General features: G+C 74.7%; 12 protein-coding genes. 3 read left to right on the top strand and 9 right to left on the bottom strand.

Annotated elements, in window-relative coordinates; all coding sequences use genetic code 11:
• Window positions 1–59: 59 nt before the first annotated feature.
• The 5 genes from ACIQVI_RS15435 to ACIQVI_RS15415 all read right to left on the bottom strand — a co-directional run bounded on the left by ACIQVI_RS15435 (window position 60) and on the right by ACIQVI_RS15415 (window position 6,176).
• Entirely contained in the window at window positions 60–1,271 is a 1,212-nt protein-coding gene (locus ACIQVI_RS15435; protein WP_351969182.1) for an amidohydrolase, read from the bottom strand.
• A 162-nt stretch (window positions 1,272–1,433) separates the two neighbouring features.
• On the bottom strand, window positions 1,434–2,570 hold the full coding sequence (locus tag ACIQVI_RS15430; protein ID WP_403595617.1) for a hypothetical protein: 1,137 nt from the start codon (window positions 2,568–2,570) through the stop codon (window positions 1,434–1,436).
• Window positions 2,567–3,460, bottom strand: a complete 894-nt coding sequence (locus ACIQVI_RS15425; protein WP_351969180.1) for an N-acetylneuraminate synthase family protein — start codon at window positions 3,458–3,460, stop codon at window positions 2,567–2,569. Before ACIQVI_RS15425 ends, ACIQVI_RS15430 begins: the two co-directional genes overlap by 4 nt.
• A gap of 11 nt (window positions 3,461–3,471) precedes the next feature.
• Complete coding sequence (locus ACIQVI_RS15420; protein WP_351969179.1) at window positions 3,472–4,710, bottom strand: acylneuraminate cytidylyltransferase; 1,239 nt, start codon at window positions 4,708–4,710, stop codon at window positions 3,472–3,474.
• Window positions 4,711–4,886: 176 nt separating this feature from the next.
• Complete coding sequence (locus tag ACIQVI_RS15415; RefSeq protein WP_351969178.1) at window positions 4,887–6,176, bottom strand: DUF6716 putative glycosyltransferase; 1,290 nt, start codon at window positions 6,174–6,176, stop codon at window positions 4,887–4,889.
• A 219-nt stretch (window positions 6,177–6,395) separates the two neighbouring features.
• Between ACIQVI_RS15415 and ACIQVI_RS15410 the strand changes: the two genes are divergently transcribed.
• Entirely contained in the window at window positions 6,396–7,469 is a 1,074-nt protein-coding gene (locus tag ACIQVI_RS15410) for a glycosyltransferase family 2 protein (protein ID WP_403595612.1), read from the top strand.
• Window positions 7,466–8,788, top strand: a complete 1,323-nt coding sequence (locus ACIQVI_RS15405) for a polysialyltransferase family glycosyltransferase (protein WP_403595610.1) — start codon at window positions 7,466–7,468, stop codon at window positions 8,786–8,788. The genes ACIQVI_RS15410 and ACIQVI_RS15405 overlap by 4 nt, the downstream gene beginning before the upstream one ends.
• 70 nt (window positions 8,789–8,858) lie before the next feature.
• On the opposite strand, the gene ACIQVI_RS15400 is transcribed toward ACIQVI_RS15405, so the two are convergent.
• Both ACIQVI_RS15400 and leuE read right to left on the bottom strand, forming a co-directional pair.
• Window positions 8,859–9,680: a MerR family transcriptional regulator gene (locus ACIQVI_RS15400; RefSeq protein WP_403595607.1), complete on the bottom strand. Its 822-nt coding sequence runs from the start codon at window positions 9,678–9,680 to the stop codon at window positions 8,859–8,861.
• A 60-nt stretch (window positions 9,681–9,740) separates the two neighbouring features.
• Window positions 9,741–10,397 carry a leucine efflux protein LeuE gene (leuE, locus tag ACIQVI_RS15395; RefSeq protein WP_403595604.1) on the bottom strand — a complete coding sequence of 219 codons (657 nt, stop codon included), beginning with the start codon at window positions 10,395–10,397 and terminating at the stop codon, window positions 9,741–9,743.
• A 213-nt stretch (window positions 10,398–10,610) separates the two neighbouring features.
• Between leuE and ACIQVI_RS15390 the strand changes: the two genes are divergently transcribed.
• Window positions 10,611–11,501, top strand: a complete 891-nt coding sequence (locus ACIQVI_RS15390; protein WP_403596857.1) for a L,D-transpeptidase family protein — start codon at window positions 10,611–10,613, stop codon at window positions 11,499–11,501.
• Between the two features lie 170 nt (window positions 11,502–11,671).
• Here ACIQVI_RS15390 and ACIQVI_RS15385 read toward each other — a convergent pair whose 3' ends face one another.
• Together ACIQVI_RS15385 and ACIQVI_RS15380 are read right to left on the bottom strand one after the other, a co-directional pair.
• Window positions 11,672–12,802: a hypothetical protein gene (locus tag ACIQVI_RS15385; RefSeq protein WP_403595600.1), complete on the bottom strand. Its 1,131-nt coding sequence runs from the start codon at window positions 12,800–12,802 to the stop codon at window positions 11,672–11,674.
• The gene (locus ACIQVI_RS15380; RefSeq protein ID WP_121833848.1) at window positions 12,802–13,482 is read right to left on the bottom strand and encodes an RNA polymerase sigma factor; all 681 of its coding nucleotides are present in this window, start codon (window positions 13,480–13,482) and stop codon (window positions 12,802–12,804) included. Before ACIQVI_RS15380 ends, ACIQVI_RS15385 begins: the two co-directional genes overlap by 1 nt.
• Window positions 13,483–13,702: the final 220 nt, after the last annotated feature.

The raw sequence follows: 13,702 nt of genomic DNA, 5'->3' as shown, positions 1-13,702 counted from the left end.
GGTCTGAGGCCAGGGCGCGCGGCCGGGGTCAGGCCTGAGGTCCGGGCGCGTGGCCGGGGTCAGGCCTCCGGGGTCGTGTCGGTGAGCAGGGCCGCCGCCGTGAAGAGTTCCACGGCCGTCTCGATGGAGTCCTCGTCCACGTCGAAGTCGCCGGCGTGCAGGTCGCGGACGCGGGTGTCGCCGGGTGTGCGGACGCCGAGGCGGGCCATGGCGCCGGGGACGTGCTCCAGGTACCAGGAGAAGTCCTCGCCGCCGAGGCTCTGCTCGGTGTCCTCGATCGCGTGCACCCCGCGCCGGGCGGTCATGGCGTCGCGGAGCAGCTCGGCGACGGTCGCGTCGTTGACGACCGGCGGGACGCCCCGGACATAGGTGACGGTCGACTTGGCCCGGTGCAGAGCCGCGATCTCGTCGATCGCCGCGTGCACCAGGTCGGGCGCGTCGCGCCAGGCCGGCAGGTCGAGGCAGCGGACGGTGCCGGAGAGCTCGGCGTGCTGCGGGATGACGTTGGGGGCGTGGCCGGACTCGATGCGGCCCCAGGTGACCGAGAGGCCCGAGCGGGCGTCGACGCGGCGGGCCAGGACGGCGGGGACGTCGGTGGCGACGCGGGCGGCGGCGGTGACCAGGTCGGTGGTCAGGTGCGGCCGGGCGGTGTGGCCGCCGGGGCCGTCCAGGGTGACTTCGAGCCGGTCGCAGGCGGAGGTGATGGGGCCGGCCCGCAGACCGATCTTGCCCGCGTCGACCCTCGGGTCGCAGTGGACGGCGATGATCCGGCCGACGCCGTTCAGGACGCCGGCCTCGACGGCGTCGGCGGCGCCGCCGGGGAGGACCTCCTCGGCGGGCTGGAAGATCAGCCGCACGGCGTTGGGGAGGAGGCCCTGCCGGTCGAGCTCGGCGAGGACGAGGCCCGCGCCGAGGACGGAGGTGGTGTGGACGTCGTGTCCGCAGGCGTGGGCCCGGTTGGCCACGGTGGAGCGGTAGGCGACGGTCTTGACGTCCGGGATGGGGAGCGCGTCGAGGTCGGCGCGGATCGCCAGCATGGGCCGGTCCGGGTCCGGCGTGCCGATGTCACAGAGGAGTCCGGTGCCGGCCGGAAGGACCTCCGGCGCGAGGCCGGCCGCCTCCAGGCGGGCCTTCAGCGCGGCGGTCGTACGGAACTCCTGCTTCCCGAGCTCGGGGTGCATGTGCAAGTCCCTGCGGAACATGATCAGTTCGTCGCGCAGGGTTGCGGGCAGCTTTCCGGGCAGAGTGGCGGAGCCTGGCTCACGGGACATCAACTGGTTCACCTTTTGAAGGGTAGGCCTTCAGGGTGGTCAACTGCCCGTTGATCACGAAAAGTTCAGTCCGTTAGGGGAAAGAACCTCGATTTTCCGGGCTTAAGGACCACCCCATGTGGGTATCCTCACCCGATTGCCCCGCCGTGGCGGCGGGAAACCTCAGCCGAATCCCAGCCGGTCCACGGAGGGGGTCCTGCGTGCCGTGAGCCGGTCGACCTCGTGGGCCGCCGTGCCCGTCACCCCGGACAGGAAGCCCTGGGCGCGGGGCGAGGCGGTGGCCCGCAGCCACTCGGGGGCCACCTCGCAGACGGCGACCTTCACGCCCGTGCCGGCCAGGGCCAGCGGCAGGGTGTGGACGACCGTGGACGGGAAGCTGACGATCGTGCGGCCGATCGGGCCGCGCCGGGCGACCAGCTCCAGGGGCAGCTCGGGCCGGACCACCTGGAGGCCCGTCTCGACCGCGATCCGGTGCAGCTTCTCGGCGCTCTCCCTGCGGTGCGCGAAGTAGCGGGTGGCGCCGTGGGTCCGGGCGAGCTCGCCGACCACCCGGGTGTAGTGGCCGGCGTCGACCACCCCGGTCTCCACCAGCGAGGTGCCGACCAGGTCGGCGCCGCCGGTGAGCAGCGGCGGGCCGAAGCGGGCGCGGGTCCAGGCGTAGGCGTTCGCCGTGACCTCGACGCCCTCCGGCGCCTCCACGGGCAGCGAGGTGAAGATTTCGACGGTACGGCCCCGGGCCGGGGCGAGCCGCCGCCGGGCCAGGGTGGTCACGGGGGCGAGGACCAGCTCGCGCGGGCCCAGACCGCCCTTGCGGTGCCAGCGGACCAGGCGCTCGCCGCGGCCGAGCTGGGCGGCGAACTCCATGGTCGCGGTGCCGTCGTCGACCACGGTCAGGTGCCGGGGGCCGAAGAGGGTCAGGAGCAGCTGGACGTACCGGGAGAACGGGTCCCCGATGATCACCCGCTCCGCCGAGCGCAGCGGCCCGGCGAGCCGGCGCAGGGTGCGGACGAGCGCGCCCCGGCCGCCGCGGGCCTCCTGCCAGTGGACGGTGAGGCCCTCGTCGCGGGCCAGCTGGGCCATCCGGCGCAGCTGGCCCCGCGACATGGGGTCGGTCGGCGAGAGGACGACGACCGTGAGGGGCGCCGGCGTGGTGTCGGACGCCGTGCCGGGCGCGGGCGTGGGTGCGGGTGTTCCGCCGCCCGCCGTGCCGGGGGGCCCGGACGGGGTCCGGGCGTGCGCCCATTCCAGGACGTTGAGGAGCTGGACCGGGCTCTCGACGAACGCCAGCTGCCCGGTCATGAGGCGACGGCGCCCTGGACCCGGCGGAGCTTCTTCATCGGGCCGAGCTCCGACTCGTACACCTTCTTGACCCCGTCGCCGAGGGCCGTCTCGATGGTGCGGATGTCGCGGACCAGGCGGGTCAGGCCCTGGGGCTCGACGGAGGCGGCCTGGTCGGAGCCCCACATGGCGCGGTCGAGGGTGATGTGGCGCTCGACGAAGACGGCGCCGAGGGCGACGGCGGCCAGGGTGGTCTGGAGGCCGGTCTCGTGGCCGGAGTAGCCGATCGGGACGTTCGGGTACTCCTCCCGGAGCGTCTCGATGACGCGCAGGTTCAGCTCCTCGGCCTTGGCCGGGTAGGTGGAGGTGGCGTGGCAGAGCAGGATGTTGTCGCTGCCGAGGACCTCGACGGCGTGCCGGATCTGCTTCGGCGTCGACATGCCGGTGGAGAGGATCACCGTACGGCCGGTGGCGCGCAGCTCGCGCAGCAGCTCGTCGTCGGTGAGGGAGGCGGAGGCCACCTTGTGGGCGGGGACGTCGAACTTCTCCAGGAAGGCGACGGCCTCGGTGTCCCACGGGGAGGCGAACCAGTCGATGCCGCGCTCCTCGCAGTGCGCGTCGATGGCCCGGTACTCCTCCTCGCCGAACTCCACCCGGTGGCGGTAGTCGATGTACGTCATGCGGCCCCACGGGGTGTCCCGCTCGATGTCCCACTGGTCGCGCGGGGTGCAGATCTCGGGGGTGCGCTTCTGGAACTTGACCGCGTCGCAGCCGGCCTCGGCGGCGACGTCGATGAGGGCGAGGGCGTTGGCGAGGTCGCCGTTGTGGTTGATGCCGATCTCGCCGGTGACGTAGACGGGCTGCCCGGGGCCGGCGGTCTTGGCGCCGAGGGTGCGGAGACGGGTGCTCATGGTGCTGTTCCTTAGGATTCGGGGGTCGTGCGTGCGGGGGTGTCGAGCTCGGGTCCGAGGAGCCAGGCGGCGATCTCGCGGATCGCTCCGGCGCCGCCCGGGGTGACGGTGACCGCGCGGGCGGCGGCCCGTACGGAGTCGTGGGCGCTGCTCACCGCGACGGGCCAGCCGACGAGGTGGAAGCAGGGCAGGTCGTTGACGTCGTTGCCGGCGTAGAGGACGCGCTGCGGGTCGATGCCCTCGGCCTCGCACCATTCCTTGAGGGCCCGGTCCTTGCGGTCGATGCCGTGCAGGACGGGGATGCGGAGCTTGCGGGCGCGGGCGGCGACGACGGCGTTCTGTTCGGTGGAGAGGATGAGGACGGGGAGTCCGGCGCGGCGCAGGGCGGCGATGCCGAGGCCGTCGCCGCGGTGCGCGGAGACGAACTCGCGCCCCTCGGCGTCGAGGTGGACCCGGTCGTCGGTCTGGGTGCCGTCGAAGTCCAGGACCACCGCGTCCACGTCGGCGAAGCCGGGGGTGACGGGCGCGTCCAGGAGCGGGGCGAGGGCCCTGGCGCGGGCCAGGTCGTGCGGGTCGTCGATCTCCAGGACCCGGGCGGGGTCGGTGGCGACGAGCGCGGTGCGGCCGAAGAAGCGGTGCCGGTGGGTGCGGAAGCCGGGCGCGGCCATGGCGTAGACGGCGCCGGTCTCCAGGTACTCGGGCTCCCGGTCCTGGCGGCGGGGGCGGTGCGCCTTGTCGTGGTTGACGCCCTCGGCGCCCTCGGCCGTCTCGCGCCAGAGGAAGCCGTGCGACGGGGCGGCCGTGAAGGCGGTGTCGGCGGCGCCGGTCAGGACCCGTTCGGCGGTCTCCGCGATCTCGGCGGGGGTGAGGAAGGGGCTGGTGCACTGGACCAGGAGGACCACGTCGGCGGCGCGGCCGTGGGTGGCCTCGAAGGCGTCCAGGGCGTGCAGGACGGCGGCCTCGCTGGTGGCGGTGTCGCCCGCGAGCGCGGCGGGGCGGTGCACGGCCTCGGCGCCGGCCGCGCGGGCCGCCGCCGCGATGGCGGGGTCGTCGGTGGAGACCACGACGTGGGTGACGGAGCGGGCCCCGAGGCAGGCGTGGACGGCCCGGCCGACCAGGGGGACCCCGGCCACCGGCGCGAGGTTCTTGGCGGGCACGCCCTTGGAGCCGCCCCGGGCGGGGATCACGGCGAGCACGACGGGCGCGGGCGCGGCCGCGGGCTCGGATGTGGCGGTCCTGGTCGCGGGCATGGTCCCGGAGGCGGGTGCGGCGGCACCGGGTGCAGGCGGGGTGGTCGCGGGTGCGGAGGCGGGTACGGCGGTCCTGGAAGCGGGTGCGGCTGCGTCAGGTACGGACGCAGGCCCGGCGAGGGCGGGCGCGGTCCCGGGGGTGGGTACGGCGGTCCCGGAAGCGGGTGCGGCGGTCATCAGAGTTCTCCCAGGCGGCGGACGACGGGTGCGACGCGCTGCACGCCGTGGCGGTACGCGCCCCGCGCGGCCTCCCGGACGATCCGGCGCAGGCCGCTCTCGCGGGGCTCCGGCGCGGTGACGTCCAGGCGGTGGCGGGCGAGGATCCCGGGCAGGTAGCCGGGGGCCGTCTCCGCGGTGTAGTAGGGGGTGATCGGGGGCCGTTCCGGCAGCGCCAGGAGGGCGGCGACCCGGTCGCGGGCCGCGTCGAAAGCCTCCTCGTACGAGCCGTCGGAGGCGACTCCCTGGCGGGCCAGCCAGGTCGCGTCGGGCGTCGGCACGGCCCCCTTGTCGAGCCGGTCGAAGGAGGTCAGCAGGCCGGAGCCGACGAAGTGGTGGTTGCCGAGCGCCTCGCGGACCCCGAGGTCGGTGAGGATCGCGGTGGGGATCCGCCGGTGCAGGGCTTCGAGGGCGGCCGTCGAGGAGACGGTGACCAGCAGGTCGGTGCGGTCCAGGACCTCGCCCATGTGCCCGTACACCAGGCGGAAGTTGTCCGGCGGGTCGAGTTCGCGGACCAGCTTCTGGAAGGGGAACTCCTCCAGGTGCGTGGTGTGTTCGCCCGGCTTGGAGCGGAGCTTGAGGAGCACCTCGCGGCCCGGGTGGAGCCGGGCGTGCCCGATCAGCCGCCGCAGCACGTAGGCGCGTTCGGCGCGGGTGGCGGGCACGGAGGGCTGGGCGGCGAAGACCAGGGTGTCGCGGCCCGCGACGGGGGCGTACGGGGCGCCGCCGAGGAAGGGCAGCGCCGCCTCCACGACCGGCTCGGCGCCCGCGCCCACCCCCTCGTACACGGCGCGGAAGCGCTCCGCGTCGTGGCGGGAGTTGGCGAGGACGACGTCGGCGCCGTGGCGCAGCAGGAGCCCGTCGGTCAGCTTCTCGTAGACCACGCCGACGTAGCCGGTGACGATCACCGGGCGGCGGGCGAGGCCCAGGTCGGCCAGGCCCTGGAGGACGGCCCGGACGGTGCCGCCGACGAGGGCGAGGACGAGCACGTCGTACCCCTCGCCGCGCGCCTCCGCGTCCCGTACGGCGCGCAGGAACTCCGCGCCCGTCACCTCGCGCGGGGGGTGCGTGGACACCCCGGTCTCGGCGAGCTGGCGGGCGGTGGGGGTGGCGCGTCCGCGCAGGACGAAGCCGGTGGGTTCGGCGCTCGTCGCCGTGATGCGGCGCGCGGTGAGGGCGCCCCATTTCCACCGGGTGTCGGAGTCCGCGAGTACGGCGACCCGTATCGCTTCTCGGGTACGTGATGGCACGTCGAGGACGCTAGAAGGGCATTCCGCTTTCCGGCCCAACTGGGCCGCAACAGCCGGTGAACAGAGCCTCACCGCATTCTGAAGCGGGCCGATATCCGGTCGTCCGCGGCCTGATTTCCCCCTCCGGAAAAGGCGGTTAATCGGCCCGCCGCTTGGTGTTCACCGGACATCCCCCCGCCGGTCGGGGGGAAGGCCGGGCCGGCGCCTAGCGTCGGCCGCGTGGTCAAGCTCTCCGTCGTCGTGCCGTTCTTCAACGTGCAGACATACGCCCCCGACACCCTCACGAGCCTGCGGGCCAACGCCCGCGAGGACTTCGAGTTCCTGCTTGTCGACGACTGCTCGTCGGACGGGACCCCGGAGCTCCTCGAACGGGCCGCGCGCGAGATCCCGGGCGCCGTCCTGCTCCGGCACGCGCGCAACGAGGGCCTCGCCACGGCCCGGAACACCGGGCTCGACGCGGCCCGCGGCGAATACGTCGCCTTCCTCGACGGGGACGACTGGCTCGCCCCCGGCCACTACGACCGGCTCGTCGCGGCCGCCGAGGAGTTGGGCTGCGACTTCCTGCGCACCGACCACGTCTCCGTGACCGGCCGCGACCGGGGGGTGCGCCGGGTGCCGGTCCCCCGGCGCGGCGAGGTGCTGCGCCCGAGGGACGCGATCCTGCCGGCGCACCGGACGACCTCCGTCGACTACCCGTACGCCTGGGCCGGGATCTACCACCGGCGGCTCCTGGAGCGGGGGCTGCTGCACTTCACGCCCGGGCTGCGGACGGCCGAGGACCGGCCGTGGATCTGGCGGCTGCACCGCGAGGCGGAATCGTTCGCGGCGGTCGGGGAACTCGGGATCTTCTACCGGCGCGGAGTGGCGACGTCCCTCACCCAGATCGGCGACGTCCGGCAATTGGATTTCATCCGCGCTTTCGACCAGGTGATCGAGGAAACGGCGCGGGACCGGGACGCGGACCTCCTTCTCCCTAAAGCCGTGCGCACCTATTGCGCGGTGATCTCCCACCACGTCGGTTCGATCGGCAGGTTCGAGCCGGAGGTGGCCCGGCAGTTGCGGGCGATGAGCGCGGGGGCGCTGCGGCGGATGCCGCAGGACGTCCTCGACGAGGCCCTGACGGCGATGGGCGGCGACCGCGCGGCGCTGCTGCGCAGACTGCGCAGGCGGAGGCCGGCGCCGCCGCCGGAGGGCCCGGGCACGGCGTCCGGCCCGAGGCCGGAGGGCCCGCCGTCCGGCCCCGGCGCCTCCCCCGCCTCTCCGTCCCCCGCCGCGCCGGAGGTGGCCGCGTGAGTCCCCGCCGCACCACCCAGGTCTTCTGCGCCTCCACCCTCTACGGGGCGGTGACGCTCGCCGCCGCGATCGACAGCGGCTGCTTCGGCGCCGCCGACCGCCGGATCCTGCTGGTCACCAACAACGCGCCCGTGCCGGAGACGACGCCCGCCCTCGACGAGGCCGAGGGCTTCGCGCGGCTGCGCGGCCGCTTCGACTCCGTCCTCTCCTGGAACGAGGTGATCTCCCCGCTCCACCCGGGCGGCTGGACCCCCCGCGCGAGCGACCTGCCGCTCCTCCAGCGGCATCTGCGCAGGCTCTGGGGGCTCGGGGACGACCGGGTCGAACTGGCCCTGGAGTCGATCCAGGTGACGCCCGCGCTCGCGATCGCCCAGCTCCTCCCCGAGGCGTCGATCACGGTGTACGCGGACGGGCTGATGAGCTACGGGCCGACCCGCAACAAGATCGACCCGCTGATCGGCGGGCGGGTGTCCCGGCTGCTCCACCTGGACCTGGTCCCCGGCCTCGCGCCGCTGCTGCTCGGGGAGTTCGGGGCGGTGCCGGAGGCCGTACCCGTCGAGGCGTTCACGAAGTGCGTCGAGGAGCTGGCGGGCCCGGACCCGGGTACGGCCGCCGAGGAGGGCCCGGCCCTGCTCCTGGGCCAGTACCTGGCCGCCCTGAACCTGCTGACCGCCGCCGAGGAGGAGGAGCTGCACCTGCGGATGGTGCGGGGCGCGATCGCCCGGGGCCACCGGCGGCTCGTCTTCAAGCCGCACCCGACGGCCCCGGACGCCTGGTCGCGGAGCCTCGTGCGCACCGCGCAGGAGCTGGGCGCCGAGCTGACGGTCGAGGACCGGCCGGTCCTCGCGGAGGTGCTCTACCGCGAGCTGCGGCCCGCCCTGGTCGTCGGCTGCTTCTCGACGGCGCTGCTCACCGCCCGCACCTTCTACGGCCTGCCGGTCGCCCGGGTCGGCACACGCGCCCTCCTGGAGCGGCTCACCCCGTTCCAGAACAGCAACCGGATCCCGCTCACGGTCGTGGACGCGGTCGTCCCGCCCCTGGAGGACCCGGCGGGCGGAGGCCCGGCGATCGGTACGGACGGGCTGAACGACCTGGTCGCGGCGGTCGGCTTCGCGATGCAGCCGAAGATCCGGCCGGAGCTGCGGACGGCGGCGGTACGGCACCTGTCGGGGCCGCTCGCCGCGCGCACCCGGCACCACTTCACCCGCCGCCGCCTCACCGCCCTGGGCCTGCCCGGCGGTCTGCCCCTCCCCCGGCACCCGAAGGTCCGCCGCCTCGCCCGCCGGGCGCTGCGGCTGCGCGCGGCGCTGAGGAGATAGCCACCGTGGAGCGCCGGAGCCCGGGACCCGTGCGGGGGCCCGGGCTCCGCGCGCGTACGCGCCCGCGTGCTCAGGCGCGGACGACCGGCTCCTGGAGTTCGGTCACCCACCCCGCCGGGTCCTCCGGGCACTCCAGGTACAGCTCGCGGGCGTACCCGGCGGAGGCGTAGCCGTTGGCGTCGATCCAGGTCGCCAGGGTCTGCGCGGTGGGCAGCACGCCGTCCATCGAACCGTGGTGGACGACGGTCGCCGCCTCCTCGACGCCGGGCAGGACGTGCACGAGGACGCCCTCCGCCGCCGTCCCCTCGGGGACGGTCGTCCCGGCGTGGACGACGACCGAGCCGTCGCCCCGGCCCGCGTCCTCGTAGTAGGCGACGGCCGGGCCGAAGCCGGTGAGGCCCGCCGCCGCGAGCCGGCCGCACAGCTCGTCGTACAGCGGTCCGATGACGGGGCCGATGTCCTGCGGGCCGAAGCTCGCGGCGACCGCGCTCAGTTCGGCGACGCGGACGGCGGGGATCTTCTTGACGACGACTTCCTGGGTGGACATGTGTCCCTCTTCCTCGATGGCCCGGAGCCGCGCGCCGACCCGGTCGAGCCGGGCCCGCGCCTCCGCCAGGGCCGTCTCCAGCTCGGCCTGGCGCAGGCGCAGCATCCCCCGCAGCTCGTGCGCGTCGACCCGCTCGTCGAGGACGGCCCCCACCTGTTCGAGGGTGAAGCCGAGGTCCTTGAGCGCGATGACGCGGTTGAGCCGGGCCAGCTGCTCCGCCGCGTAGAAGCGGTAGCCGGTGTGCGGGTCGACCCGGGCCGGGCGCAGCAGTCCGACGGCGTCGTAGTGGCGCAGCATCCGGACCGACACCCGCCCGTGCCGGGCGAAGTCTCCGATGGTGAACATGACGCCCCCTACGGAACGGCCTCACACGGTGTGAGGGTCAAGCGGTGTCCGGGGAGGGGGTCAGGCGGCGCTGCTGAGGGAGAGCTTCGCGGCGAAGCCGAGGAAGAGGGCGCCGGCCGCCGAGGTCGCGCCGGCGGAGAGGCGACGGCGGCGGCGGAAGGCGGCGGAGAGGCGGGTGCCGCCGAAGATGAGGGTCGTGAGGTAGAGGAAGCTGCCGAGCTGGAGCAGGGTGCCGAGGACCAGGAAGGAGAGCGCCGGGTAGGCGTAGCCGGGGTCCACGAACTGCACGAAGAAGGAGATCAGGAAGAGGATCGCCTTCGGGTTGAAGAGGCTGATGATCAGCGCGCGCCGGTACGGGCGCTCGGCGGGGGCGGCCGGGGCGCCCGCGGGCTCCTCCTCGGCCGCCCGCGCGGGTGAGCGCCACATCGACCAGGCCGCCCGCAGCATCCCGTACGCCATCCAGGCCAGGTATCCGGCGCCCGCGTACTTCACGACCATGAAGAGGACCGGGGTGGTCTGGAGGAGGGAGGCCGCGCCGAGGGCGGCCAGGGTCATGAGGACCGTGTCGCCGGTGAAGACGCCGGCGGCGGCCTTGTATCCGGTCCGGGTGCCCTTGCGGGCGGCGACGGAGAGGACGTAGAGCGAGTTCGGTCCGGGCAGGAGGATGATGAGGACGAGCCCGGCGAGGTAGGTCGGCAGATCGGTGACACCCAGCATGGCCGGAGTGTCGCATGTGCGTACGACGTTCCGCCCGCGTGTTTCGCATCACGGAAAGGTGTCGAGTGACGGGGGACGGGCTGTTTTCGGTCGTGGCGCGCAACCACGGGCGCCCGGGAAGCATCCCTCTCCGTACAGAACGAGTTTCCCCGGGGGGCAACGATGAAGCGGTCTTCGGCCGTCGTGCGCAGAGGTGTCGTACGGAGAGTGGTACTGGCGGCGGCCTCGGTGGCGCTCGTCGCGAGCTGTACGGCCCAGGCGGCCGGTACGGGGGGCGCCGGGGGGAGCGGTTCCGCGAGTCCTTCGGGCGGCTCCTCCGCGTCGGACTCGGCGTCGCCGTCGGCCTCCGACCCGGCCTCGGAGTCGGCGACCCCCGAGGCCTCCCCGACGGACGACGGCAAGGCGCCGTCCTCCTCCCCCACCTTCCCCACGCCGGAGCCCTCGGACTCCGCCTCCACCGGCACCCCGGCGTCCCCGGCCGTCCTGAAGGACGGGGACGAGAACGAGCGGGTGCGCGAGCTCCAGGCGCGGCTGCGGCAGCTCGGCGTCTTCGACCGCGCCCCCACCGGCTTCTACGGGAAGATGACGGCCGGCGCGGTCACGGCCTTCCAGAAGAAGCAGGGGCTGCCCGGCACCGGCTCGGTCGACGAGACGACCTGGCAGCGGCTGCTCGGCGCCAGCCGGAAGCCGACCGCCGACGAGCTGAAGCCGTCGACCACCAACGCCCTGGACACCCCGGCCCCGGCGTGCCTGACCGGCCGGGTGCTCTGCATCAGCAAGGAGAGCCGGACCCTCGCCTGGATGATCGACGGCAAGGTCGTCTCGTCGATGGACGTCCGCTTCGGCTCGGAGAACACCCCGACCCGGGAGGGCACGTTCAGCGTGGGCTGGAAGGCCCGCGAGTGGACGTCGACGATCTACCACACGCCCATGCCGTACGCGATGTTCTTCAGCGGCGGCCAGGCCGTGCACTACTCCTCGGACTTCGCGGCCCGCGGCTACGCGGGGGCCTCGCACGGCTGCGTCAACGTCCGGGACCGGGCCAAGCTCGCGACCCTCTTCGACCAGGTGAAGGTCGGGGACAAGGTCGTCGTCCACTGGTAGGCACGTGATCCTCCGGTAGGCACGGAGAAGAGAAAGGGCGCGGGTGGGACCGGGGGAACGTGCCCCACCCGCGCCGGGTGCGCCGAGCCGTAGGTACGGGGGGAACCCCGGCTCATCGCGCGGCCGATGACCAGTCGGCATTACGTACTGCGCCGACGGTCCGGAAAGTGTTACACCGCGAGCGGGAGGCGCGTCGTCGCGCCGGTTCCGGGGAGTCGCCCGGGGGTCGCGGAGGCCGGTCCGGCGAAGGGCTGGGCCGAGGGCCGGGCGTCTCCGCCCCTGTTCCAGGAGCCCCCGCCGCCGGGGCGGCCGTCGCCCTTCGCGCCGTCGCCGGGGCGGTTCTCGGAGCCGCCGGTGCCGGGGCGGTCGTCCTTGGCGCCGCCCTTGGGGGCGTCCCCGGTGGCGCCGGAGAGGACGCGGTCGCAGTAGCGGCGCAGGGTCTCGCCGTCGCGCAGGGTGTTCGTGAGCTTGCGGCGGCCGTTGTCGTCGAGCTTTCCCGAGCGGTACGCCCGGCAGGCCTCGACGGCCTTCTCCCGGAACTCCATGCCGCCGTTTCCGTCCCGGTCGCGGTCCCGGCCGCCCGTGCGGCCCGGGTCCGGGGCGCCGTCCGTGCCCGCCGTGCTCCGGCCGGGCTCCGGGACGTCCCGCTTCGGCCTGTTCACGCCGTCGCCCTCCGCGTCCCCGTCGCCCTCCGCGTCGCCGCCGTCCGGGGCCGGGGTGGTGGGTGCCGGGGCGTCCGTGCCGGTGGAGGAGGACGGGCGGGGCGTGCGGTCCTCGCCGGGCGGCGGGGGGCCGGGTATGCCGAGGTCCTCGCGTATGACGTCGGGCTCCGGCGACAGGAGCGGCTGGGCGGTGTCCCCGGCCGAGACGGAGCTGGCGGGCGCGGGGCCCACCAGCGGGAGGGCGCCGGTGCCCGCGGCCACGGCGACCCCGCCGACGGCGACGGCGGCGACCGCGGCGGCGAGACCGTACCGCGCGGAGCGGCCCCAGCGGCGGGGCGGGGCGGAGACGCGCGCGAGGCGGACCCGGCCCAGGTCGGCGGGGTTTCCGGCCGTGCCCGCCGGTCCGGGTACGGCGGCGGCGCGGGCCGCCGCGGCCTCGCGGAAGGCGGCGAGGGCCGCCTCCTCACCCGGCAGTACGGCGTCCGAGGCCGGGGCGCGGACCGCGTCGAGGGCCGCCGCGAGACGGTCGGCCCGCAGGCGCGCGAGGCCGTCGGCGGGGTGGGCGGGGTCGGCGGGCTCGCCGCGGAGCAGTCGCTCCGCGGCCTCCTCGTCGAGCCACTGGTACCGCTCGTCGGCCATCACATGTCCTTCTGCGTACGCGGACGCGATTGCGTCACACGGCCGGGCGCCACCGCTCCCGGTGCGCGGCCGCGCTGCGGGGGCACGCCGTCCAGGGGGACGACGGTCCCGCCGGTGCCGTCCGGGGCGCCCTCGACGCCGAGGAGTTCGGCGAGCCTCTTGAGGCCGCGGTGCGCGGCGGTGCGCACGGCGCCGGGGCGCTTCCCCAGGGTGTCGGCGGCGCTCTTGGCGTCCAGGCCGACGACGACGCGCAGCACGACGGCCTCGGCCTGGTCCTGCGGGAGCTGGGCGATCAGGTCCATGGTGCGGCCGGTGGCCAGGGCCTCCAGGGCTTCGCTCGCGGTGTCGGACTCGGCGGGCTTGTCGGTGAGCTCGGTCTCGTCGGCGCCGACGACGGGGCGCCGGCCGCGCATCCTGATGTGGTCGAGGGCGCGGTTGCGGGCAATCCGGGCGGCCCAGCCGCGGAAGCGGTCGGCGTCGCCGCCGAAGCGGTCGAGGTCGCGGGCGATCTGGAGCCAGGCCTCGGAGGCCACGTCCTCCGCGTCGGTGTCGCCGACCAGCGTGCGTATGTAGCCGAGCAGCCGGGGGTGCACGGCGCGATACACAGCACGGAAGGCGTCCTCGTCCCCGTGCTGTGCGGCGAGCACCGCGGCCGTCAGCTCCGCGTCGTCCCCCAGCACTCCCCAAACCCTGTTCGTCGGTCGCGTCGTCTCGTCGCGGCTGGTCACCGCCGCCACACCGTCCAACACACCAGCACGCTACGTGGTGCTCCGGCACCTCGTCCACGCGGTGCCCGCCCCTTGTACAACTTGCAACCTTCCAGTGGCCGGATCCGGTGTGACAGAAAGCGCACTCCCGGCGCTGAAAGGAGTACGGAGCCGTGCTGCGGCTCCGTGGAGG

The organism is Streptomyces sp. NPDC098101 (genome assembly GCF_044760185.1).
GTDB lineage: Bacteria > Actinomycetota > Actinomycetes > Streptomycetales > Streptomycetaceae > Streptomyces.
Note: the sequence above shows the minus strand (reverse complement) of the source record. Positions and strands in the feature narration are given on the sequence as shown.

Coding starts and splice junctions, on each gene's coding strand:
- ACIQVI_RS15400 (WP_403595607.1), bottom strand. CDS start 9,680: ATGTTCACCATCGGAGACTTCGCCCGGCACGGGCGGGTGTCGGTCCGG.
- ACIQVI_RS15420 (WP_351969179.1), bottom strand. CDS start 4,710: ATGCCCGCGACCAGGACCGCCACATCCGAGCCCGCGGCCGCGCCCGCG.
- leuE (WP_403595604.1), bottom strand. CDS start 10,397: ATGCTGGGTGTCACCGATCTGCCGACCTACCTCGCCGGGCTCGTCCTC.
- ACIQVI_RS15430 (WP_403595617.1), bottom strand. CDS start 2,570: ATGACCGGGCAGCTGGCGTTCGTCGAGAGCCCGGTCCAGCTCCTCAAC.
- ACIQVI_RS15425 (WP_351969180.1), bottom strand. CDS start 3,460: ATGAGCACCCGTCTCCGCACCCTCGGCGCCAAGACCGCCGGCCCCGGG.
- ACIQVI_RS15435 (WP_351969182.1), bottom strand. CDS start 1,271: ATGTCCCGTGAGCCAGGCTCCGCCACTCTGCCCGGAAAGCTGCCCGCA.
- ACIQVI_RS15385 (WP_403595600.1), bottom strand. CDS start 12,802: ATGGCCGACGAGCGGTACCAGTGGCTCGACGAGGAGGCCGCGGAGCGA.